Here is a 20,295-nt window from a genome sequence, read left to right on the forward strand (position 1 = left end):
AAGAAGTCCGCTCGCCTCTACTGGAAAAGTTAAGGAATCTCCATGTCCACCCATCCCGAAGCCGCCGCTCTGCTTGGCCGGTCTCATCGGCTTGGCTCCGATCCCCGTAATACGAACTACGCCGGCGGCAACGCGTCCGCCAAGGGCACCGACACCGACCCCGTCACCGGTGGGGACGTCGAGCTGATGTGGGTGAAGGGGTCGGGGGGCGACCTCGGCACGCTCACCGAGGCCGGGCTCGCCGTGCTCCGGCTGGACCGGCTGCGGGGACTCGTCGATGTCTACCCGGGGGTCGAGCGCGAGGACGAGATGGTCGCCGCTTTCGACTACTGCCTCCATGGGAAGGGTGGGGCGGCGCCGTCGATCGACACCGCCATGCACGGGCTCGTCGACGCCGCCCATGTGGATCATCTGCATCCGGACTCGGGGATCGCGCTCGCCTGCGCCGCCGACGGGGAGAAGCTGACCGCCGAGTGTTTCGGGGACAGTGTGGCGTGGGTGCCGTGGCGGCGGCCCGGGTTCCAGCTGGGGCTGGACATCGCCGCGATCAAGGCCGCCAACCCGCAGGCCATCGGGGTGATCCTGGGCGGGCACGGGATCACCGCCTGGGGTGACAGTGCCGAGGAGTGCGAGCGCAACTCGCTGCACATCATCCGGACCGCCGAGGCCTTCCTGGCCGAGCGGGGGAAGGCCGAGCCCTTCGGGCCCGTCATCGCGGGGTACGAGGCGCTGGCCGAGGGTGAGCGCCGGGAACGGGCCGCCGCGCTCGCGCCGTATGTGCGGGCGATCGCCTCGCAGGACCGGCCGCAGGTCGGGCACTTCACCGACTCCGAGACCGTGCTCGACTTTGTGGCGCGGGCCGAGCACCCTCGGCTCGCCGCGCTGGGGACGTCCTGTCCGGACCACTTCCTGCGGACCAAGGTGCGGCCGCTTGTGCTCGACCTGCCGCCCACCGCTCCGCTGGAGGAGGCCGTCGCGCGGCTGAAGGAGCTGCACGCCGCGTACCGGGAGGAGTACGCCGCCTACTACCAGCGGCACGCCGAGGCCGACTCCCCCGCGATGCGTGGCGCGGACCCGGCGATCGTGCTGGTGCCGGGCGTGGGCATGTTCTCCTTCGGCAAGGACAAGCAGACCGCCCGGGTCGCCGGCGAGTTCTACGTCAACGCGATCAACGTGATGCGGGGCGCCGAGGCGGTGTCGTCGTATGCGCCGATCGAGGAGCGGGAGAAATTCCGTATCGAGTACTGGGCGCTGGAGGAGGCCAAGCTGCAGCGGATGCCGAAGCCGAAGGCGCTGGCCACGCGGGTGGCGCTGGTGACGGGCGCCGGCAGCGGGATCGGGAAGGCCATCGCGCGTCGGCTGGTCGCCGAGGGGGCGTGTGTCGTCGTCGCCGATCTGAATGGGGAGAACGCCGCTCAGGTGGCGGAGGAGCTCGGCGGGGCCGACAAGGCCGTCGCCGTGACCGTCGACGTGACCTCCGAGGAGCAGATCGCCGGTGCCTTCAAGGCCGCCGCGCTCGCCTTCGGCGGTGTCGATCTCGTCGTCAACAACGCCGGCATCTCCATCTCCAAGCCGCTGCTGGAGACCTCGGCGAAGGACTGGGACCTGCAGCACGACATCATGGCGCGGGGGTCGTTCCTGGTGTCGCGGGAAGCGGCCCGGGTGATGATCGCGCAGGGGCTGGGCGGGGACATCGTCTACATCGCCTCGAAGAACGCCGTGTTCGCCGGGCCGAACAACATCGCCTACTCCGCCACCAAGGCCGACCAGGCCCACCAGGTGCGGCTGCTCGCCGCCGAGCTGGGCGAGCACGGGATCCGTGTCAACGGTGTCAACCCCGACGGGGTGGTACGGGGGTCGGGGATCTTCGCCGGCGGATGGGGGGCCCAGCGGGCCGCCACGTACGGCATCGAGGAGGAGAAGCTGGGCGAGTTCTACGCGCAGCGGACCATCCTCAAGCGGGAGGTGCTGCCCGAGCATGTCGCGAACGCGGTGTTCGCGCTGACGGGCGGGGAGCTGACCCACACCACCGGGCTGCATGTGCCCGTCGACGCGGGTGTGGCGGCCGCGTTCCTCCGGTGACCGGCGTGCGGTCGTACGCCGCGGTCGACCTCGGCGCGTCCAGCGGACGGGTCATGGTCGGCCGCGTCGGGCCGGACTCGCTGGAGCTGACGGAGGCACATCGGTTCGCCAACCGTCCCGTGCGGGTTCCGGAGGGGCTGCGGTGGGACGTGCTGTCCCTGTACGCCGGGGTGCTCGACGGACTCAGGGCCGCCGGGCAGGTCGACTCCGTCGGGATCGACAGCTGGGCCGTGGACTACGGGCTGCTGGACGGCGACGGGGCCCTGCTCGGGAATCCGGTGCACTACCGGGACGCCCGGACCGACGGGGTCGCGGAGAAGGTGTGGGCGAGCGTCCCGGCCGGGGAGCTGTATGCCGCGACCGGCATCCAGTACGCGCCCTTCAACACCCTGTATCAGCTCGTCGCGGCTCGTGAGACACGTCAATTCGCTTATGCCGAGCGGTTGTTGCTCGTTCCCGATCTGCTGGCGTACTGGCTGACCGGGGAGCAGGGCACTGAGCTGACCAACGCCTCCACCACTCAGTTGATCGATCCCCGGACGCGGGCGTGGTCGTACGATCTCGCCGCGCGGCTGGGGATCGACCTCGGGTTGTTCGCGCCGCTGCGGCAGCCCGGCGATCCGGCCGGGGTGCTGCGGGCCGAGGTGCTGGAGGAGACCGGGCTGACCGGTCCTGTGCCGGTGACCGCCGTCGGGTCGCACGACACCGCCTCCGCGGTGGCGGCCGTGCCGGCGACCGGGGAACGGTTCGCCTACATCTGCACCGGCACCTGGTCCCTGGCCGGGCTGGAGCTGGAGGCGCCTGTGCTGACGGAGGAGAGCCGGGTCGCCAACTTCACCAACGAGCTGGGGCTGGACGGCACGGTCCGGTATCTGCGCAACATCATGGGGCTGTGGCTGCTCCAGGAGTGCGTACGGGCCTGGGGGGACCCCGATCTGGGGGTGCTGCTGCGGGAGGCGGCCGCCGCGCCCGCGCTGCGGTCCGTCGTGGACGCGGGAGACGCCGGCTTCCTGGCGCCCGGACGGATGCCGGAGCGGATCGCCGAGGCGTGCCGGGTCACCGGGCAGCCGGTTCCCGGGACGCGCGGGGAGATCACGCGCTGCATCCTCGACTCGCTCGCCCTCGCCCATCGACGGGCGATCGAGGACGCCCAGCGGCTCGCCGGGCATCCCGTCGACGTCGTGCACATCGTCGGCGGCGGCACCCGCAACGCGCTGCTGTGCCAGCTCACCGCCGACGCCTGCGGGCTGCCGGTGGTGGCCGGGCCGACGGAAGCGGCCGCGCTCGGCAACGTGCTGGTGCAGGCGCGGGCGCACGGGCTGGTCGGCGACCGTGCCGACATGCGGCGCCTGCTCGCCCGTACCCAGCCTCTGACGCGCTACGAGCCGCAGGGCGGCACCGAGCGCTGGCGCGAGGCACAGGCCCGGCTCGCCACGCGGTGAGCCGGGGTCTCCCCCGGGCCCTTTGCCGGACCACCTCCCCCACTACGCTGAACGCGTGTGGGTGGTGCCCCCAGCACTCATCCGATGATCAATCCCAAGGAGCCGCGATGCGTGTCGCACTGTTCCTGACCTGTGTCAACGACACGCTCTATCCGGACACCGGCCGCGCCGTGGTGAAACTGCTGACCAGGCTGGGTGTCGAGGTCGACTTCCCGATGGCGCAGACCTGCTGCGGCCAGGCCCACTACAACACCGGCTACCGCCATGAGGCCGAGCCGCTGGCCCGGCATTTCTCCGATGTCTTCGGGGAGTACGAGGCGATCGTGACGCCCTCGGGGTCGTGCGGGGCGATGGTGCGGGAGCTGTATCCGCGGATGGGTGAGCGGGCGAGGGCGGAGGGGCGCGGGGGTGGGCTGGCCACGCATCTGGCACCGGTGGTGCCGAAGACGTATGAGCTGACCGAGTTCCTGGTGGATGTGCTCGGGGTGACGGACGTCGGCGCGTACTACCCGCACACGGTGACCTACCACCCGACCTGTCACGGGCTGCGCGGGCTCGGGCTCGGGGACCGGCCCCGGCGGCTGCTGGAGGCCGTCAGGGGGCTGGAGTTGGTGGAGCTGCCGGGGGCGGAGGAGTGCTGCGGGTTCGGCGGCACGTTCGCCCTGAAGAACTCCGACGTCTCGGCGGCGATGGGCGCGGACAAGGTGCGACGCGCCGAGTCGACCGGGGCGGAGGTGCTGTGCGCGGCCGACAACTCCTGTCTGATGCACATCGGCGGGACCATGACCCGGCTGAAGGCGGGTCTGCGGCCGGTGCACCTCGCGGAGATCCTGGCGAGCACGGAGGAGGAGCCGGCCGTATGAGCGGCACGTATCTGGGCATGCCGGCCTTCCCCGAGGCGGCTCGGGAGGCCGTCGGAGACCGGACCCTGCGAGGGAATCTGCGGCACGCCACCCACACCATCCGCGCCAAGCGGGCCAAGGCGGTCGCCGAGGTGTCCGACTGGGCCGAGCTGCGGGAGGCCGGCAAGCGGATCAAGGACCATACGCTCCGTCATCTCGACCGCTATCTGGTGCAGTTGGAGGAGTCGGTCACGGCGGCGGGCGGGACCGTGCACTGGGCGGCCGACGCCGAGGAGGCCAACCGGATCGTGGCCGATCTGGTGAAGGCGACCGGTGAGTCGGAGGTCGTCAAGGTCAAGTCCATGGCCACCCAGGAGATCGGGCTCAACGAAGCCCTCGAGGCCGAGGGCATCCACGCCTACGAGACCGATCTCGCCGAGCTGATCGTGCAGTTGGGCAGGGACCGGCCCTCGCACATCCTCGTCCCGGCGATCCACCGCAACCGGGGTGAGATCCGGGACATCTTCCGCAGGGAGATGGGCGAGTGGGGGCGCGCGGCGCCCGAGGGGCTCACCGACACGCCCGCCGAACTCGCCGAGGCGGCCCGGCTGCATCTGCGGGAGAAGTTCCTGCGGGCCAAGGTCGGTGTCTCCGGCGCGAACTTCATGGTCGCCGAGACAGGCACCCTGGTGGTCGTGGAGTCCGAGGGCAACGGGCGGATGTGCCTGACCCTGCCCGAGACGCTGATCTCGGTGGTCGGGATCGAGAAGATCGTGCCGACCTGGCGGGACCTGGAGGTGTTCCTGCAGACCCTGCCGCGCTCCTCGACCGCCGAGCGCATGAACCCCTACACGTCCATGTGGACGGGGACCACGGACGGCGACGGCCCGCAGCACTTCCACCTCGTCCTGCTCGACAACGGCCGCACCGACACCCTCGCCGACGAGGTCGGCCGCCAGGCCCTGCGCTGCATCCGCTGCTCGGCCTGCCTCAACGTCTGCCCGGTCTACGAACGGGCCGGCGGGCACGCCTACGGCTCGGTCTACCCGGGCCCGATCGGCGCCATCCTCAGTCCCCAACTGAGGGGCACACAGAGCGAGATCGACGCCTCACTGCCGTACGCCTCGTCGCTGTGCGGCGCCTGCTACGAGGTGTGCCCGGTCGCCATCGACATCCCCGAGGTGCTGGTGCATCTGCGCGAGCGGGTCGTCGAGGGCGGGCCGGTGGTCCGGGAGGGCAACAAGGTGGTGCTCAAGCCCGCCAAGGGTCACGCCGCCGAGCGGGCGGCCATGCGCGCGGCGCGCTGGGCGTTCGCCCACCCCGCAGCCCTGCGCACCGGGCAGCGGCTCGCCTCCCGGACACGCCGGCTGCACCCTCGTACGCTCCCTGGACCGGGCAAGGCGTGGAGCGCCAGCCGGGACCTGCCGGCCGTACCGGCGGAACCCTTCCGCGACTGGTGGCAGCGGACGAACGGCGGGAAGGACGGGGCCAAGTGAGCAGCAGGGAACGGATCCTGGGGCGGGTGCGACGCGCGCTCGCCGACGCGCCGCAGGACGACACACCGATCGAACGCGGCTATCTGCACACGCACACAGACCTCGGCGCGGAGGCGACGGTGGAGCTGCTGGCGGAGAACCTGGCGGACTACCGGGCGCTGGTGCACCGCTGCTCCGAGGACGAACTGCCGTCCGTAATCGGCCGGTTGCTGGCCGAGCGCGGGGCCAAGTCGGTTCTCGTGCCGCCGGGGCTGGACGCGGGATGGCTGGCGGCGACCGAAGCCGACCGGGTCGAGGACACCGCCGCGAGCACCGCCTACGAGCTGGACCGGGTCGACAGTGTGGTCACGGCGTGCGCGGTGGCGATCGCCGAGACCGGGACGATCGTGCTGGACGGCTCCCCCGATCAGGGACGGCGCCGGATCACCCTCGTCCCCGACCACCATGTGTGCGTGGTGCGGGTGCCGGACCAGGTGGTGTCGTCCGTGCCGCAGGCCCTCGAACGACTGGACCCCGCCCGCCCGTTGACCTGGATCTCCGGCCCCTCGGCGACCAGTGACATCGAGCTGGACCGGGTGGAGGGGGTGCACGGTCCGCGCACCCTGGAGGTGATCCTGGTCGGCTGAGCGGGGCCCCACGCGGGTATGGGCCTGGTGCCGTGCGCGGACCCAGGGGGCTCCCATGCAGTTCATCGAGGTGACCGGCCTGGCCGGGGTGCGCTCCGCCGTCATCCGGTTCACCAGGCCGGGAACGGGCCTGTCCTTCCTGCTCTTCCCGATGATCCACATCGGTGAGCCGGCCTTCTACCAGGAGGTGGCGGACCGGCTGCGCCGCTGCGACCTGGTGCTCGCCGAGGGCGTCGGCCGGGAGACACGCTCCCCCGGCGCGGAGGCCCTGGTCGCGTCGTACGAGCAGCTGGAGCACAGCGAGCGGCTGGGGCTGGTCGTCCAGGACATCGACTACCGCGCGCTCGGGGTGCCGGTGGTGTGCCCGGACATGTCGGGCGGGGAGTTCGAGTCCGGCTTCCGGCGGCTGCCGCTGCGCGAGCGCCTGCTGATCGCCACGCTGATGCCGGCGATGACCGCGGGCATGCGGATGTTCGGCACCCGCCGCTATCTGGCGCGGCACATGGCCACCGAGGACCTGATGAGCGACACCGAGCAGTCGCTCGCGGACAGCATGCCCGGCCTCGACGACCTGGTGATGCGCCGCCGCGACCGGCTGCTCGTGCGCGCGCTCACCCGGTTCGACGAGGCGTACACCAGCCGCACCGGGCCCTTCACGGTCGCCGTGGTCTACGGCGCCGAGCACATGCGGGCGGCCTCGGAGGCGCTGGTCGGGCTGGGGTATCACGCGGCGGACGCGGAGTGGCTGACGGTGTTCCTGGTGGACCCGGATCAGCGGAGCGGCTGACGGCCGTCCTGGTGGAACCCGCTCAGGAGTAGGTCATCGCGCAGCCGTACCGCAGTGAGTACTGGGCGGCGCGCAGGTACACGGCCGTGTAGAAGGCGGTGGAGAGGTCGTCGGCCCACGGTCCCGGCCGGGCCGCCGCGGCCTTCTCGGCCTCGCCGTCCAGGAACCATGCGGTCAGTTCGAGTGCGCGGAAGGTGGCCGGTATCAGGTCGAGCGGCAGACCGAGGGCGTGGGCGAGCCGCTCGGCGAGGGCCAGGACGTACGGTGCGCCGACGACCAGCGTCTCGTCCGTGTACGGGCCTCCCACGGGCAGCAGGATGCCCTCCTCCAGCGGGAACGGGACCAGGACCGTCCAGCCGAGGAGGGTGTGCCGCTCGTCGGGGGTCAGCCGCTCCCGGCACATCGCGTCGAAGCCGTCCATCGAGGGGCTCATCTTCTCCTCGAACCAGTCCGGCGCCCCTGGGCCTCCCTTCGCCTCGTACGGCGGCAGGCCGCGCCGCCTCAGCTCCGCCTCCAGCGCCGAGGCGATGTCCCCGTGGCCGTCCTCCCCCGCCACGGACCAGTCCTGCGAACTCAGACTCACGAGATAGATGCCCATGAACGCAACGTAACCGCAACCACTGACAACCAGCATCGCCTGACAACCAACATCGACAAGAGCGCTGAACAAGCGCTTAGATATGCAATCGGACCTGCCCAGCCCACGACCGACCCCCCGGAGGCCCCGTTGTTCACGTCCGTCGACGACGTCTCCGCCCGTCTCGCCGAGACCGGCTATCTGGCCTCCCCCGCGGTCGCCACGACCGTGTTCCTCGCGGACCGGCTCGGCAAGCCGCTGCTCGTGGAGGGCCCGGCCGGGGTCGGCAAGACCGAACTCGCCAAGGCCGTGGCCCAGGTGGCCGGAGCCCGCCTGGTGCGGCTGCAGTGCTACGAGGGCGTGGACGAGTCCCGGGCGCTGTACGAGTGGAACCACGCCAAGCAGTTGCTGCGCATCAGCGCCGGCCGCGACGAGACCTGGGACGAGGCCCGCACGGACATCTTCAGCGAGGAGTTCCTGCTCCCGCGCCCGCTGCTGACGGCGATCCGCGGCGACGAGCCGACGGTGCTGCTGATCGACGAGACCGACAAGGCGGACGTGGAGGTGGAGGGGCTGCTCCTGGAGGTGCTCAGCGACTTCCAGGTCACGGTCCCTGAGCTGGGCACGATCACCGCGACCCGCCGCCCGTTCGTCGTCCTCACCTCCAACGCCACCCGCGAGCTGTCGGAGGCGCTGCGCCGCCGCTGCCTGTTCCTGCACCTCGGCTTCCCCGACGAGGAGCTGGAACGGCGGATCGTCCGGCTGAAGGTACCCGGCCTGGACGCGGCGCTGGCCGAGTCCGTGGTCCGGGTGGTGGCCGCGCTGCGGGCGATGGACCTGCGCAAGGTGCCGTCGGTCGCCGAGACCATCGACTGGGCGCGCACCCTGCTCGCGCTGGGCGCCACCACCCTGGACGAGACCGTCGTACGCGACAGTCTGGGCGTGATCCTCAAGCACCAGGACGACGTCCTGAAGGCCGGGGCCAAGCTCGACCTGGACGCCGTGTGAGCGGCGACACCGCCGAGCGGCTGACCGGGTTGGTGGCCGCGCTGCGCGCCCACGGCGTCCGCGTCGGCACCGGCGAGACCGTGGACGCGGCCGAGGCGGTGGCGGTGCTCGGGTTCGCGGACCGGGGACTGCTGCGCGAGGGGCTCGCCGCGACGCTCCTGCACACACCGGACCAACGGCGGCTGTTCGACACCGTCTTCGACCTGTACTTCCCCTACGGCGTCGGCGCACCCGCGGGCGAGTCCGGCGACCGGGATTCCCTGCGCGACCGGCTAGCCGACGCCCTGGCCGCGAACGACCGGGCTCTGCTGGGCCAGTTGGCGATCGAGGCGGTCGACGGGCTGGGCGGGTACGGGAGTTCACCGGGGGCGGACGGCTGGTCGTCGCACCAGACCCTCGACCGGCTGCGTCCGCAGACGCTGTTGGCACGCGTCCGGGACGAGCTGCGGCGGCAGGGCGGTGGGTCCGGTTTCGCCGGGCGGCTGCTGGAGGACGAGATCCGGCGGCGCATCGAGGAGTTCCGCACTCTGGTGGCGGCCGAGGCGCGGCGCCGGGTCGCGGAGCGGCGGGGGCGGGACCGGATCGCGCGGCGGGCTGTGGCGCCCACCGCGGACCGGGTGGACTTCCTGTACGCGGGGCGGGACCGGCTGGCCGAACTGCGGCGGACGGTCCAGCCGTTGGCGCGCAAGCTCGCCACCCGGCTGGCCGCGCGCCGCCGCCGTGCCGCGCGCGGCACGATCGACCTGCGCCGCACCCTGCGCGGCTCGCTGTCCACGGGCGGGGTGCCGATGCGGCCCGTGCTGCGCCGTCGGCGGCCGGCGCGCCCCGAACTGGTGCTGCTGTGCGATGTGTCGGGCTCGGTGTCCGGCTTCTCCGACTTCACGATGCTGCTGGTGCAGGCGCTGCACGACCAGTTCAGCAAGGTGCGGGTGTTCGCCTTCGTCAACCGGATCGACGAGGTCACGGGCCTGCTGGAGCGTGGCCGGGCCGACCCGGAGGGGCTGGGCGCCCGTATCCGGGCCGAGGCACGCCTGACGGGCTATCACGGCAGCAGCGACTACGGTGTCGCGCTGGGCGAGTTCGCGGAACGGTACCGCGCCGCCGTGGGCCCGCGGACGACGGTGTTCGTGCTGGGGGACGCGCGGACGAACATGAGCGACCCGAACCTGGCGGCGCTCCGGGAGATCTCCGAAGGGGCCCGCCGTCTGTACTGGTTGAACCCGGAGCCACGGTCCCTCTGGGGCTCGGGTGACTCGGCCGCGCCCGAATACGCCGAGCTGGTCGCGATGCACGAGTGCCGCAACGCTCACCAACTCGGCGTGTTGGTGGGGCGGTTGCTTCCGGTCTGAGCCGCGCTCCGCCGCCCTTCGCCCTTTGCTCCTGGTGTCCTACTCCTTGGCCTTGGCGTATTCCTTCGCCATCGATCCCGCGAAGTCGTAGACCACGCACTGCTCGTCACCCACGACCCAGGCGTCGTGCCCGGGCGAGACCACGAAGACGTCGCCGGGACCCACCTCGGTCTCGCCGCCCTCGTCCATGGTGACGTGCATGCGTCCGCTGACCACATAGCCGTTGTGGTGGATCTGGCAGCTCTCGGTGCCCGCTATGGGTGCCACCGACTCCGTCCAGCGCCAGCCGGGCTCGAACGTCGCCATCGCGAAGTCGAGCCCGGTCATGTGAACGGCCTCGAGGTGCCCTCGGGGAAAGTCGCGCCGCTCGTCCGGCTTGTCGAGTGTCTTCACTTCGAGCATGGCGTCCTCCTTCCGGCCGTGCCGTATCACGGCCGGGGCCGGTCTCCCCGGCGGCCCTGGACGTCACCGGTGGGGGCCGCACCCCACACCTCCATCGTCCGCCTCGCCATCGGGAGGCGCCATTCGGGGGACCGGGCTCAGGCACCGGGCGTCAGGCACCGCCCGCGCACAGCTCGGCGAAGCGGCCGGTGTCGATGTTGCCGCCGGAGACGATCACCCCGACACGGCGGCCCGGGGCACCGGCCCGGCCCGCGAGCAGGGCGGCCAGCGGGGTGGCCCCGCTCGGCTCCACGACGATCTTGAGGCGCTCGAAGGCGAATCGCATGGCGGCACGGATCTCGTCGTCGGAGACGAGCGCGATCCCGTCGACCAGGCGCCGGTTCACCGAGAAGGTCAGCTCACCGGGCGTGGACAGGGCCTGGCCGTCGGCGATGGTGCGCGGCACCGGGATCTCGATGCGCCGGCCGGCCTCCAGGGACCGCCTGGTGTCGTCCCCGGCCTCGGGTTCGACGCCGACGATCCGGATGCCGGGCCGCAGCCCCTTCGCTGCGGTGGCGCTGCCGGCGATCAGCCCGCCGCCGCCGACCGGAACGAGGAGGGAGTCCAACTCCCCTACCTCTTCGAGGAGTTCGAGCGCCGCGGTGCCCTGGCCTGCCATGACGTGCGGATGGTCGTAGGGCGGGATCAGGACCAGGCCCCGCTCGGCGGCCAGGGCCTGCGCGACGGCCTCCCGGTCGTCGGTGTAGCGGTCGTACGTCACGATCTCGGCGCCGTAGCCCTCCGTGGCCGCCCGCTTGGAGCGCGGGGCGTCCTCGGGCATCACGATCACCGCACTGGTGCCCAGTTCCCGGGCGGCCAGGGCGACGGCCTGGGCGTGGTTGCCGGAGGAGTAGGCGGCGATGCCCCTGGCGAGCTGTTCGGGGGTCAGCCGGGAGGCCGCGTTGTAGGCGCCCCGGAACTTGAAGGCGCCGACCCGCTGGAAGTTCTCGCACTTCAAGAACACCTCGGCACCGACGGCCTCGTCCAGGGTGCGGGAGCGCAGCACGGGGGTGCGATGGGCGACCCCCTTCAGCCGGACGGCCGCGTCACGGACGTCGTCGAGGGTGATCGGCGGGGGTGCGGTGGTCACGGGCGGGCTCCCTCGGGAGAGTCGGTGGTCGTGGCCCTCGCCTGCGACAGGTAGTTGTAGGCGGAGGCGCGGGAGATGCCGAGGCGCGAGGCGACCTGTTCGACGGCCCGGCGTACGGCGAAGACCCCGCGTTCGTCCAGGCCGCGGAAGAGGGCGAGGCGCCTGGGCCGGTCGAGGCCGGACCAGGTCTGGTCCTGGCGCCGCAGGTGATCGTCGAGCAGGGCGTCGACTACGGAGTCGATGTCGTCGCCGAAGGTGGTCACCGGGGCCTGGGACGGTCCCGCGGCGGTGCCGGCGAGGGCCGCCAGCAGGCCCTGGACGCGGTCGACCTCGGTGACGTCCACGTTGACGCACAGGGCGCCGAACACCGCGCCGGTGGAGTCGCGCAGCACCATCGTGGACGACTTCACCAGTCTGCCGGTGCCGGTGCGGGTGACGTAGTTCAACTCGTCGTGGGCCTCGTCGCCTTGGGCCAGAACGCGCAGGCCGATCTCGCTCATCGCCCCGCCGACCGTCCGCCCGGTCACCGTTCCGGCGACGGCGACCACGGACTCCTCCGGCCGCCGGTAGTCGTGCAGGACGGCCTCGCACACCGGCCCGAACGTGGCCGCGATCCCGTCCACGACGGGGACAAGCGCCCGCAGGATCGCGTCCCGCTCCGTTTCCCTGGACTCCATGAGCTCGATTAGACCATACGTCCAACCCTTGGACCAACAGTCCAAGTCAACCCTGTACGCCACCCCCTTCGGGCGATCCGTCGATCAAGGGGTGGCGGCGCCAATTCCCGTTTCCCTAGGATGTGTTACCGACCGCGACGACGCGGCCACGGCTGGGCCCCAGGGGGAAGACATGCAGTCCGGAAAGCCTCTGTCCACGGAGATCGACGCCGCGGTACCGACAGCCGCACGCATGTACGACCACTATCTCGGCGGCAAGGACAACTACGCGGCCGACCGGGCCGCCTGCGCGGAGCTCGACAAGGTCGTCCCGAGCACCCGCGCCCTCGCGCTGAACAACCGCCGCTTCCTGCAGCGGGTCGTGAAGACCCTGACGCAGGAGTACGGCATCCGGCAGTTCCTGGACCACGGCTCCGGCCTGCCCACCCAGGACAACGTCCACCAGGTCGCCCAGCGCGTCGACCCGACGGCCCGTGTCGTCTACGTCGACAACGACCCGATGGTCCTCGTGCACGGCCGCGCCCTGCTGGAACAGGACGAGCGCACCACGGTGATCCACGCCGACATGCGCGAGACCGAGGCCATCTTCACCCACCCCGACACCAAGCGGCTGATCGACTTCTCCCAGCCGGTGGCCGTGCTGTTCAACTCGGTCTTCCACTGCATCCCCGACAGCGAGAGCGACGGCCCGTCCGCCGTGGTCCGCCGGGTGGCCGAACGCCTCGCCCCAGGAAGCTGTCTGGTGATGTGTCAGCTGGTCAGCGCGGACCCGAAGGTGCGGGAGTTCGTCACCGACTTCATGGACAAGGCCACCCAGGGGCACTGGGGCCGGGTGCGCGAGGAGAAGGACGTCGCCGAGTGGTTCGAGGGGCTGGAGATCCTCGAACCGGGACTGGTGGAGGTCTCCACCTGGCGGCCCGACACCGAGGTCGCGCCCCGTCAACTCACCCAGGAGTGGATCGAGTTCGGCGGCGCAGGACGCCTGGGCTGATCAACCGCCCGAGCCCCGGGCGCCCGAGCGCCGGCCGTCAGAGCCTGTGTCATATCCCCGGCCGGATCAGCGCGCGGCGTCTGGTGCGTGCGATCGCAAGGCGCCGGAGCACCCTCGTGGCGGAGCCACGTGGGTGTTTCGGCAACGCGGCGAGCGTGCGTGCCAGGCGTCGCGCGCCCGGCCGGGGATATGACACAGGCTCTCAGGCGTAACGCTGCCGTATGGTCCCTTCGAGCATGCTCAGGGACTCGCGCGGCTGGAGCGCCTGGTCGGCCAGCCGGTCCAGGGCGACCCGGTACTCCTCCGTCTCGTCCCGGTCCTCCAGGAAGGTGGCGCTCCTGATCTGCTCCAGATAGACGATGTCGGGCAGATCGGCGCCGCCGAACCGCAGATAGGTGACGGGGATGGCTGGCGCGGAGGCGTGCGTGACGTCCAACGGGACGACCTGCACGGTGACATGGGGCAGCCGGGCCAGCTTCAGGAGGTGCTCGAGCTGCTCCCGCATCACCTCGCGGCTGCCGAGAACGCGCAGCAGCACCGACTCGTCGAGGATCGCCCACACCCGCGGGGCGTCGGCGCGGTGCAGCAGCTCACTGCGCCGGGTACGCAGCTCCACCCGGCGCTCCACCTCTCGCGCCGAGGCCTGGGGCAGCCCGCGCTCCACGACGGCACGGGTGTACGCGGGGGTCTGCAGCAGACCCGGTACGTACTGGATCTCGAACGTACGGATCGTGGTGGCCGCCTCCTGAAGTCCGACCAGCCGATCGAACCACTCGGGCATGAGCCGTTTGTCGTACCGCTGCCACCAGCCCGGCTCCCCCGCCTGCCGCAGCAGCTCCAGCAGCACCGAGGCCTCGTGCTCCTCGGCGCCGTACAGCGTCAGGAGCGCGCGGACGTCGCCCTCCGTCGGAGGACGGCGTCCCTTGCCCGCCTCGATCCGCGACAGCTTGGCCGGGCTGAACCGCACCGCACGCGCGGCCTGGTCCTGGGCGAGCCCGGCGTCCTCCCGCATACCCGTGAGCTGTACCCCGACCAGCATTTTCAGCAAGGTCGGGGCGGGCTCCGCCCGGTTCAGATACGGTTCGAGGCGGGAGACTCGGGGTGACTCGGCAGACATCCTGTGACTCCCCACAGACCGGCAGACGACAGAGCCCAGTATCGCATCCGACGGCCTACGACCGTATGGAGCACGGGAATTGAACCGCGCGCCGCGTCGGACGGCACGCGTCCGTCAGGCGCGCTCACGTCAGAGACCCGCACGTCAGGCGCCCTCACAGCAGGTGGTCGAACTCCCCGTCCTTCGCGCCCGCCAGGAACGCCGCCACCTCGGCCGGCGTGTAGACCAGCGCCGGTCCGTCGGGGTCCCGGGAGTTGCGCAGCGCCACACCTCCCCCGTCCAGCGCCGCGACCTCGACGCAGTTGCCCTCCGCGTTGCTGTGACTGCTCTTGATCCAGCGGACGCCCAGCGAGCTCGCCCGCACTCCGTTCGACACCGATCCGGTTCCTGACGACACGGCAACTCTCCTCGCTTCGTACGCGCAATTTCCCGTGAAATTGCACGAGGACATCGTCAGCGTGGATAATAGCCGTGCCGTCAAGCGCACTTCCGGCAAACCGTCCTGACCTCGCCTCAGGGAGATGCCCCGTGTCATCACCTGCGCAGTTCCGGAACCACGAGTCCGTCCTCGACTCGTCCAGAACCGCATGCCTGCACCTCAAGGGCAGCCGGGAGGGGTTCGCCGAGGCACGGGACTTCACCCACCGCACCCTCGACGGCTGGTGCCTGGACCACCGCACGGACGACGCGCTCACCGTCGTCACCGAACTCGCCTCCAACGCCGTCCTGCACGGCCTGCCGCACCTGACGACGGACCACTTCGACGTACGTCTCAGACTCACCCTGCGCCGCGCGCATCTGATGTGCGCCGTCACCGACCCCAGCGACAGCCCGCCCCTCTACCCGCACCCCGGCGACGACCTGCTGGAGCACGGCCGCGGGCTGCAGATCGTCGAAGCCCTCTCGGAGCACTGGGGCTGGACCCGCCGCTCCCCCGTGGGCAAGACCGTCTGGGCCATGCTGCCGACCCGCACCTCAACGACATGACAGCCACGAAGAGCACCCCGCCGCCCCTCAAGGACCTGGGACACGTGCCCTGGCCCGAGATCCAGGACACCACCGGATCCGCCGCCGGCATCCCCGCCCTGCTCACCACCGTCGCCCGCGGCGACGCCGAGACCGCCGGGAGCGCGCTCGGGCAACTGCGCCGCCGGATCTGCCGGTACGGCTTCGTGGTGGACCAGGCGACCGCGGCCACGGTGCCCTTCCTCTGGGAACTCGCACGGCTCCCACAGGTCACCTGCCGGGTGGCGATACTGCGTCTGCTGAAGAGCATCGCCGACGCCCGCCAGTGGGAGACCACGGCCGCCGCCTACCCCAAACTGACGCGCCACCCCGACAACCGCGTGGCGTGGGAACGCGAGGCCCGCCACGCCGTCCGCGCCCAGCGCGGCCTCCTCCAGGACGTCCTCGCCGACCGGGACAGCGAGATCGTCGAGGCCGGCCAGGAACTCGCGGCGACGCTGAACGACTGAAGAACGGGCGGCCGGTCGGCACGCCCGGGGCAGCCGGCCAGTAGGTTGACCACATGAGCAACCTTGACCGTGCGCCCGTGCCGAGCGTGTGCGGCGGGCGTGGATTCGTCGTCGCCGAACCCGTCCGTGAGCTGCTGAGCCCCCGCAGGGTGAAGCTCGGTGAGTCGACCGAGGTGCGCCGACTGCTGCCGAACCTCGGCCGACGCATGATCGGCGCCTGGGCCTTCGTCGACCACTACGGCCCCGACGACATCGCCGACGAGCCCGGTATGCAGGTCCCGCCGCACCCGCACATGGGCTTGCAGACCGTCAGCTGGCTGCACGAGGGCGAGGTGCTGCACCGCGACTCGACGGGCAGCCTCCAGACCATCCGCCCCAGGGAACTCGGGCTCATGACCTCGGGCCGCGCGATCAGCCACTCCGAGGAGAGCCCCAAGTCCCACGCCCGCTTCCTGCACGGCGCCCAGCTCTGGGTGGCCCTGCCCGACGCCCACCGCCACACCGAGCCCCGCTTCGAACACCACGCCGACCTGCCCACGGTCACCGCCCCCGGCCTCACGGCCACCCTCGTCCTCGGCGAACTCGACGGCTCCCGCTCCCCCGGAACGACGTACACCCCGATCGTGGGCGCCGACCTCGCCCTCGCCCGGGGCACGGACGTACGACTGCCCCTCGTCCCCGACTTCGAGTACGGCGTCCTGTCGATGTCCGGCGAGGTCCACGTCGACGGCGTCCCGGTGCTCCCGGGCTCCCTCCTCTACCTCGGCTGCGGCCGCACCGAACTCCCCCTGCGCGCCGAGTCCGACGCCGGCCTGATGCTCCTCGGCGGCGAACCCTTCGAGGAGGAGCTGATCATGTGGTGGAACTTCGTCGGACGGTCCCAAGGAGAGATCGAACAGGCCCGGGACGACTGGGCCCACGGCACACGCTTCGGCGAGGTGCGGGGCTACGACGGTGACCCGCTGCCGGCCCCCGCGCTGCCGGGAACGCCGCTGAAGCCGCGCGGCAGGGTGCGCTGACCGGGACGGCCGGCGTCCCGCTCCTCCGTCACGTCACGGGAGTAGTGGAAGGGGTACATCCTCGTCTCGCTGCGGTCCAGACGGGCGTTCTCCGGGTGTTCTTCCGCGCCGCCCTGGTTCAGGCACGACGTCGCCGGATCCCGCAGGTCCGGTTTTCCGGTGGAGGCGAACACCAGCTGCAGCCCGCCGGGCGTGCGGTTCGCGGACAGGACGACGGCGAAATACGCGTCGCTGTAGCGGGAGACGCCGACGTGGGGCACACTCGCAGTGCCCAGTTCGACGTCCGAGTAGTCGTCCTGGCATGAGTAGGTCAGGACGTATCTCCCCGACACGAGGAGCGGGAAGGTCAGCGTCCCGTCGAAGGCGCCGGGCCGGGCCGTCCCGGTCTCCCGCGCGAACGGACGCACCGTGAACGTCCCGTCCGCTCCCCGTACCTCGATGCACATGGTGCTCGCCTCGCGCAGGTCCGCCTCGCCCCTCGCGCGCAGGCCCACGGTCAGCTGATGGCCGTTCGCCGTCACGGAGGTCACCGTGGCCGCATAGCCCGGCTCCCGGCAAGGCCGGGAGACCCGTGCCTCCCGTGCCGGACCGGCTCCGAACCATCACGAACCGAGGGGTACATTCTGACGATTCACACCAAACCGCCACAGAGGGCTCGGTGGTGCGGTACGGCGCTCGACGGCCCGGTGCGCGCTCCCGTGCGGGAGACCGCCGTCGGGTGCGGTGGTCAGGGCGACGGGTTGACCGACAGCCGGTCGAATTCCCGCGTCGCCCGCACGAAGTCGGTCCGGTCCGACGTCTGGAACCGCTTGAAGAACCAGTCGGGCACCCGGGCCTGGCGGAGCCGGGTCAGCAGCAGGATGTCCTGGACCTGGCGGGCGAGTTGCAGGAGCGCCGGCGCCTCCTCTTCGGGACCTCCACGGGCGGCATGCCCGCGCACCTCGGTCATCAGCACCGTGTGCGCGTGCTCACGGTCGCCGGCGGTGTCCCGCTGGGACGCGGCGGTGTCCACCCCCAGCAGCAGGAGTCCCAGCGAGGGGACGAACCAGTGGAGCAGCATGCCGGTGACCGTCATCGACCGCGCCAGGCCGAGCCCGATGCCCGCCAGGCTCCACAGGACCAGCCCGCCGGACACCGCGGCGGCGTAGCGCCGGCGGATCCGGGCGCCCCAGCCCAGGCTCTGCATCTGGCACGCGAGGACGTCGAGCGGCCGGGGAAGCTCGGTGACCTCGTAGAAGTAGTCCTCCAGCAGCGACTCCGGTGCCGTGTACCGGCGGGCGGCCCGGCTCACCTCGTGCGGCAGGGGCTCGTCGCCGCCGGCGAGGAGGGTGTTCCAGGGAAGGCGGAAAACCCGTGTGTCGAACATTTCCTGGAAGAGCGCCGCTCGGCGCATCTCCCGTGCTCCCCACAGCCGCGCCCCGGTGGCGTAGGCGAAGGCCCACAGGAGACCCAGCAGGGTGACCGGCGTCTGCAGCACGGTCACGAAGACCCCGGCCACTCCCAGACCCGCCAGCAGCGCGGAGAGCGCCACATGCGACGAGGCCAGTCTCTTGGCCCGGCGGTGCGCCACCGAGGCCGCCTTCAGGATGCGCAACAGCTCGGGATCGTTCTGCCGAGCGAAGATCGATGTGTCCGCTGCCCCCATGGCAACCCCCCGAATGGCGCGGGCTGGTCGGCGCCGACGGCGCTCCTGCCGCAGGGGAACATGCCCGCATGCCGCGGCAGCCATGCGCGCGCACTCGGAACGGGCGATTTCACGACATCACAGCCTCCACCCGGCGCCGACGACCGCGCCCCGAGCGTTGAACGACGAACTGACCGGCCGCCATGCGTCGAGCCCCTGGCGCACCCTGGAACGTTATAGGGACCTGTTCAGCCTCAGGCCTCCTAGTCTGACCACGGTCAATGATCCGATCGTGATCAGCACGTATCGGTGAGAACCACAAAGGGGGAACTCGGCTATGGGCAAGATCCGGTTCAAGACGAAGGTTGCCGCCGTCGCCGCGGGCGGCACGCTGCTGGCCGGCCTGGGGCTCGGCATCCTGGCGACCCCGGCGCAGGCCAGTTGGGACGACTGCGAGTCCGGTGCGCTGTGCGCCTACTCGCAGACCAAGGGGGGCGGCACCCCCGGCCAGGTCTGGGGCAACAACGTCAACCTGCGGCAGTACACCAAGTTCGACAACGCCAAGTCGCTGTACAACAACGGCAATTCCTGCGACGTGGTGCTGTACACCAACACCTGGTTCCGGGGCGAGTCCCAGGGCTTCCTGCGGGGCTATGTCGTCTCGGACACCAGCACCACCAAGTTCGAGGACGGCGTCGGCTCCAACATCTGGGTCTGCTGAGCCGTGCGCCGACTGCTGTGGACAGCTGCCGCTGTGCTCCTCACGGCCGGGTGCGCCGCACCCGGCCGTGAGGTCGCGACGGAGCCCGACGTCTCCATGCCCCTGCCCCTGGCGGGCGCGATGTACTTCTCGGCAGACGAGCGGACAGCACTGCGGGGATCCGAGGAGGCGCTGATCCAGGCATGCATGCGGGAACGAGGGCACGAATATCGGAGCGACCCCGCTCGTGATGCGCGACGCGCAGCCGCCATCAACCCCTATACGTTGCTGGCACCGCAGTGGTCGAAGAGTGACGGCTACGGACTCACCGGCGAAGTACTGGAGGGGCCGCCGAACGATCCGAACGAGGACATGCTGGACGCCCTTCCGGATGCAGAGCGGGAGGAGTGGCAGGGGGCGCTGCTCGGCCGCCTGGAGGATCACGTGGAGATCTCACTCCCCAGTGGCCGACGCATCAGTTACTCCCCCAACTCCTGTGTCCAGGCCGCACGGGACGAGGTCTACGGCGAAGGATGGTCCGAACTGCGCTACGTGGTCGAGGACCTGAGCAACGACGCTGTTCGGCGGACCCTGGCCGCTCCCGGCTTCCACGACGTGGAAGGGGACTGGGCCAGGTGCATGGGCGGCCTGGGGTACTCCTACACCACGCTGGAGGACCCCCGTAAGGAGATCCTCGACCAACTGGCGGAGGCCGACGGTGATCACGACCGGGTGCTGGCCGTGGGAGATCGGGAACTGGCCCTGGCGCGGGACGATCTGACCTGCCAGCTCGAAACGCATGCACATCAACGCATCGCGGACGTTCAGGCGAAGGCGGAGAGACCGGTGCGCACGGAGGCCAGGGAGGAACTGGACCGGTTCCAGCAGGCGAAGCGGGCGGCGCTCAGCAGAGTCCTGCAGCCCGAGGACTCCTGACCCCCGTGTACGAGGT

Annotated in this window: 22 protein-coding genes; 14 read left to right on the top strand and 8 right to left on the bottom strand. The window is 71.2% G+C overall.

Going from position 1 to position 20,295, the window contains the following annotated elements:
* Positions 1–42 precede the first annotated feature (42 nt).
* The 6 genes from ACLZN2_RS28405 (at position 43) to ACLZN2_RS28430 (ending at position 7,275) form a co-directional block, all read left to right on the top strand.
* Positions 43–2,082, top strand: coding sequence for a bifunctional aldolase/short-chain dehydrogenase (locus tag ACLZN2_RS28405; RefSeq protein ID WP_416982068.1), 2,040 nt, complete (start codon positions 43–45; stop codon positions 2,080–2,082).
* 5 nt (positions 2,083–2,087) lie between these two features.
* Positions 2,088–3,524 (top strand): rhamnulokinase, encoded by a 1,437-nt coding sequence (locus tag ACLZN2_RS28410; RefSeq protein ID WP_416982180.1) that lies wholly within the window; start codon positions 2,088–2,090, stop codon positions 3,522–3,524.
* Positions 3,525–3,631: 107 nt separating this feature from the next.
* On the top strand, positions 3,632–4,387 hold the full coding sequence (locus ACLZN2_RS28415) for a (Fe-S)-binding protein (protein ID WP_416982070.1): 756 nt from the start codon (positions 3,632–3,634) through the stop codon (positions 4,385–4,387).
* Positions 4,384–5,862, top strand: coding sequence for a LutB/LldF family L-lactate oxidation iron-sulfur protein (locus ACLZN2_RS28420; protein ID WP_416982071.1), 1,479 nt, complete (start codon positions 4,384–4,386; stop codon positions 5,860–5,862). The genes ACLZN2_RS28415 and ACLZN2_RS28420 overlap by 4 nt, the downstream gene beginning before the upstream one ends.
* Positions 5,859–6,488 (top strand): LutC/YkgG family protein, encoded by a 630-nt coding sequence (locus tag ACLZN2_RS28425; protein WP_416982072.1) that lies wholly within the window; start codon positions 5,859–5,861, stop codon positions 6,486–6,488. The genes ACLZN2_RS28420 and ACLZN2_RS28425 overlap by 4 nt, the downstream gene beginning before the upstream one ends.
* Positions 6,489–6,543: 55 nt before the next feature.
* A complete protein-coding gene (locus ACLZN2_RS28430) occupies positions 6,544–7,275 on the top strand; it encodes a hypothetical protein (RefSeq protein ID WP_416982074.1) in 732 nt (243 codons plus the stop codon).
* 22 nt (positions 7,276–7,297) lie between these two features.
* Here the strand turns inward: ACLZN2_RS28430 and ACLZN2_RS28435 are convergent, their stop codons facing one another.
* Positions 7,298–7,873 (bottom strand): hypothetical protein, encoded by a 576-nt coding sequence (locus ACLZN2_RS28435; RefSeq protein WP_416982076.1) that lies wholly within the window; start codon positions 7,871–7,873, stop codon positions 7,298–7,300.
* A 129-nt stretch (positions 7,874–8,002) separates the two neighbouring features.
* Between ACLZN2_RS28435 and ACLZN2_RS28440 the strand changes: the two genes are divergently transcribed.
* On the top strand, positions 8,003–8,860 hold the full coding sequence (locus ACLZN2_RS28440) for an AAA family ATPase (protein WP_403818745.1): 858 nt from the start codon (positions 8,003–8,005) through the stop codon (positions 8,858–8,860).
* Positions 8,857–10,209 carry a vWA domain-containing protein gene (locus ACLZN2_RS28445; protein ID WP_416982078.1) on the top strand — a complete coding sequence of 451 codons (1,353 nt, stop codon included), beginning with the start codon at positions 8,857–8,859 and terminating at the stop codon, positions 10,207–10,209. Before ACLZN2_RS28440 ends, ACLZN2_RS28445 begins: the two co-directional genes overlap by 4 nt.
* 39 nt (positions 10,210–10,248) lie before the next feature.
* Here the strand turns inward: ACLZN2_RS28445 and ACLZN2_RS28450 are convergent, their stop codons facing one another.
* The 3 genes from ACLZN2_RS28450 to ACLZN2_RS28460 form a co-directional block, all read right to left on the bottom strand.
* The gene (locus ACLZN2_RS28450) at positions 10,249–10,611 is read right to left on the bottom strand and encodes a cupin domain-containing protein (protein WP_416982079.1); all 363 of its coding nucleotides are present in this window, start codon (positions 10,609–10,611) and stop codon (positions 10,249–10,251) included.
* Between the two features lie 151 nt (positions 10,612–10,762).
* Positions 10,763–11,740: a threo-3-hydroxy-L-aspartate ammonia-lyase gene (locus tag ACLZN2_RS28455; protein ID WP_416982080.1), complete on the bottom strand. Its 978-nt coding sequence runs from the start codon at positions 11,738–11,740 to the stop codon at positions 10,763–10,765.
* Positions 11,737–12,417, bottom strand: a complete 681-nt coding sequence (locus ACLZN2_RS28460; protein ID WP_416982081.1) for a helix-turn-helix transcriptional regulator — start codon at positions 12,415–12,417, stop codon at positions 11,737–11,739. Before ACLZN2_RS28460 ends, ACLZN2_RS28455 begins: the two co-directional genes overlap by 4 nt.
* A 172-nt stretch (positions 12,418–12,589) precedes the next feature.
* Between ACLZN2_RS28460 and ACLZN2_RS28465 the strand changes: the two genes are divergently transcribed.
* A complete protein-coding gene (locus ACLZN2_RS28465) occupies positions 12,590–13,408 on the top strand; it encodes an SAM-dependent methyltransferase (protein WP_416982083.1) in 819 nt (272 codons plus the stop codon).
* Between the two features lie 202 nt (positions 13,409–13,610).
* On the opposite strand, the gene ACLZN2_RS28470 is transcribed toward ACLZN2_RS28465, so the two are convergent.
* Positions 13,611–14,525: a helix-turn-helix domain-containing protein gene (locus ACLZN2_RS28470; RefSeq protein ID WP_416982085.1), complete on the bottom strand. Its 915-nt coding sequence runs from the start codon at positions 14,523–14,525 to the stop codon at positions 13,611–13,613.
* Between the two features lie 154 nt (positions 14,526–14,679).
* Positions 14,680–14,901 (bottom strand): DUF397 domain-containing protein, encoded by a 222-nt coding sequence (locus tag ACLZN2_RS28475; RefSeq protein ID WP_359281100.1) that lies wholly within the window; start codon positions 14,899–14,901, stop codon positions 14,680–14,682.
* A 152-nt stretch (positions 14,902–15,053) separates the two neighbouring features.
* On the opposite strand from ACLZN2_RS28475, the gene ACLZN2_RS28480 reads away from it, so the two are divergent.
* From ACLZN2_RS28480 to ACLZN2_RS28490, 3 genes are read left to right on the top strand one after another with little or no spacing between them, the layout of a single operon-like run.
* Entirely contained in the window at positions 15,054–15,512 is a 459-nt protein-coding gene (locus ACLZN2_RS28480) for an ATP-binding protein (RefSeq protein ID WP_416982087.1), read from the top strand.
* Entirely contained in the window at positions 15,509–16,000 is a 492-nt protein-coding gene (locus tag ACLZN2_RS28485; RefSeq protein WP_416982088.1) for a hypothetical protein, read from the top strand. Before ACLZN2_RS28480 ends, ACLZN2_RS28485 begins: the two co-directional genes overlap by 4 nt.
* Positions 16,001–16,053: 53 nt before the next feature.
* Positions 16,054–17,019 carry a pirin family protein gene (locus ACLZN2_RS28490; RefSeq protein ID WP_416982089.1) on the top strand — a complete coding sequence of 322 codons (966 nt, stop codon included), beginning with the start codon at positions 16,054–16,056 and terminating at the stop codon, positions 17,017–17,019.
* On the opposite strand, the gene ACLZN2_RS28495 is transcribed toward ACLZN2_RS28490, so the two are convergent.
* Together ACLZN2_RS28495 and ACLZN2_RS28500 are read right to left on the bottom strand one after the other, a co-directional pair.
* Positions 16,947–17,549, bottom strand: a complete 603-nt coding sequence (locus tag ACLZN2_RS28495) for a hypothetical protein (RefSeq protein WP_416982090.1) — start codon at positions 17,547–17,549, stop codon at positions 16,947–16,949. The two genes, ACLZN2_RS28490 and ACLZN2_RS28495, sit on opposite strands and share 73 nt — an antisense overlap.
* A 197-nt stretch (positions 17,550–17,746) precedes the next feature.
* A complete protein-coding gene (locus tag ACLZN2_RS28500) occupies positions 17,747–18,664 on the bottom strand; it encodes an S-4TM family putative pore-forming effector (protein ID WP_416982092.1) in 918 nt (305 codons plus the stop codon).
* Positions 18,665–18,980: 316 nt separating this feature from the next.
* Between ACLZN2_RS28500 and ACLZN2_RS28505 the strand changes: the two genes are divergently transcribed.
* The gene (locus ACLZN2_RS28505) at positions 18,981–19,364 is read left to right on the top strand and encodes a peptidase inhibitor family I36 protein (RefSeq protein ID WP_416982094.1); all 384 of its coding nucleotides are present in this window, start codon (positions 18,981–18,983) and stop codon (positions 19,362–19,364) included.
* Between the two features lie 96 nt (positions 19,365–19,460).
* Entirely contained in the window at positions 19,461–20,279 is an 819-nt protein-coding gene (locus tag ACLZN2_RS28510) for a hypothetical protein (protein ID WP_416982095.1), read from the top strand.
* Positions 20,280–20,295: the final 16 nt, after the last annotated feature.

The sequence above is a fragment of the Streptomyces sp. T028 genome, assembly GCF_048159505.1.
In the GTDB taxonomy this organism is placed as follows: Bacteria; Actinomycetota; Actinomycetes; order Streptomycetales; family Streptomycetaceae; genus Streptomyces.

What these genes read in the sequence shown, in the direction of transcription:
- ACLZN2_RS28465 (WP_416982083.1), top strand. Translation starts at nt 12,590, where the DNA reads ATGCAGTCCGGAAAGCCTCTGTCCACGGAGATCGACGCCGCGGTACCG.
- ACLZN2_RS28435 (WP_416982076.1), bottom strand. Translation starts at nt 7,873, where the DNA reads ATGGGCATCTATCTCGTGAGTCTGAGTTCGCAGGACTGGTCCGTGGCG.
- ACLZN2_RS28470 (WP_416982085.1), bottom strand. Translation starts at nt 14,525, where the DNA reads ATGTCTGCCGAGTCACCCCGAGTCTCCCGCCTCGAACCGTATCTGAAC.
- ACLZN2_RS28460 (WP_416982081.1), bottom strand. Translation starts at nt 12,417, where the DNA reads ATGGAGTCCAGGGAAACGGAGCGGGACGCGATCCTGCGGGCGCTTGTC.
- ACLZN2_RS28405 (WP_416982068.1), top strand. Translation starts at nt 43, where the DNA reads ATGTCCACCCATCCCGAAGCCGCCGCTCTGCTTGGCCGGTCTCATCGG.
- ACLZN2_RS28510 (WP_416982095.1), top strand. Translation starts at nt 19,461, where the DNA reads ATGCCCCTGCCCCTGGCGGGCGCGATGTACTTCTCGGCAGACGAGCGG.
- ACLZN2_RS28430 (WP_416982074.1), top strand. Translation starts at nt 6,544, where the DNA reads ATGCAGTTCATCGAGGTGACCGGCCTGGCCGGGGTGCGCTCCGCCGTC.
- ACLZN2_RS28415 (WP_416982070.1), top strand. Translation starts at nt 3,632, where the DNA reads ATGCGTGTCGCACTGTTCCTGACCTGTGTCAACGACACGCTCTATCCG.
- ACLZN2_RS28500 (WP_416982092.1), bottom strand. Translation starts at nt 18,664, where the DNA reads ATGGGGGCAGCGGACACATCGATCTTCGCTCGGCAGAACGATCCCGAG.
- ACLZN2_RS28450 (WP_416982079.1), bottom strand. Translation starts at nt 10,611, where the DNA reads ATGCTCGAAGTGAAGACACTCGACAAGCCGGACGAGCGGCGCGACTTT.
- ACLZN2_RS28420 (WP_416982071.1), top strand. Translation starts at nt 4,384, where the DNA reads ATGAGCGGCACGTATCTGGGCATGCCGGCCTTCCCCGAGGCGGCTCGG.
- ACLZN2_RS28485 (WP_416982088.1), top strand. Translation starts at nt 15,509, where the DNA reads ATGACAGCCACGAAGAGCACCCCGCCGCCCCTCAAGGACCTGGGACAC.
- ACLZN2_RS28505 (WP_416982094.1), top strand. Translation starts at nt 18,981, where the DNA reads ATGGGCAAGATCCGGTTCAAGACGAAGGTTGCCGCCGTCGCCGCGGGC.
- ACLZN2_RS28490 (WP_416982089.1), top strand. Translation starts at nt 16,054, where the DNA reads ATGAGCAACCTTGACCGTGCGCCCGTGCCGAGCGTGTGCGGCGGGCGT.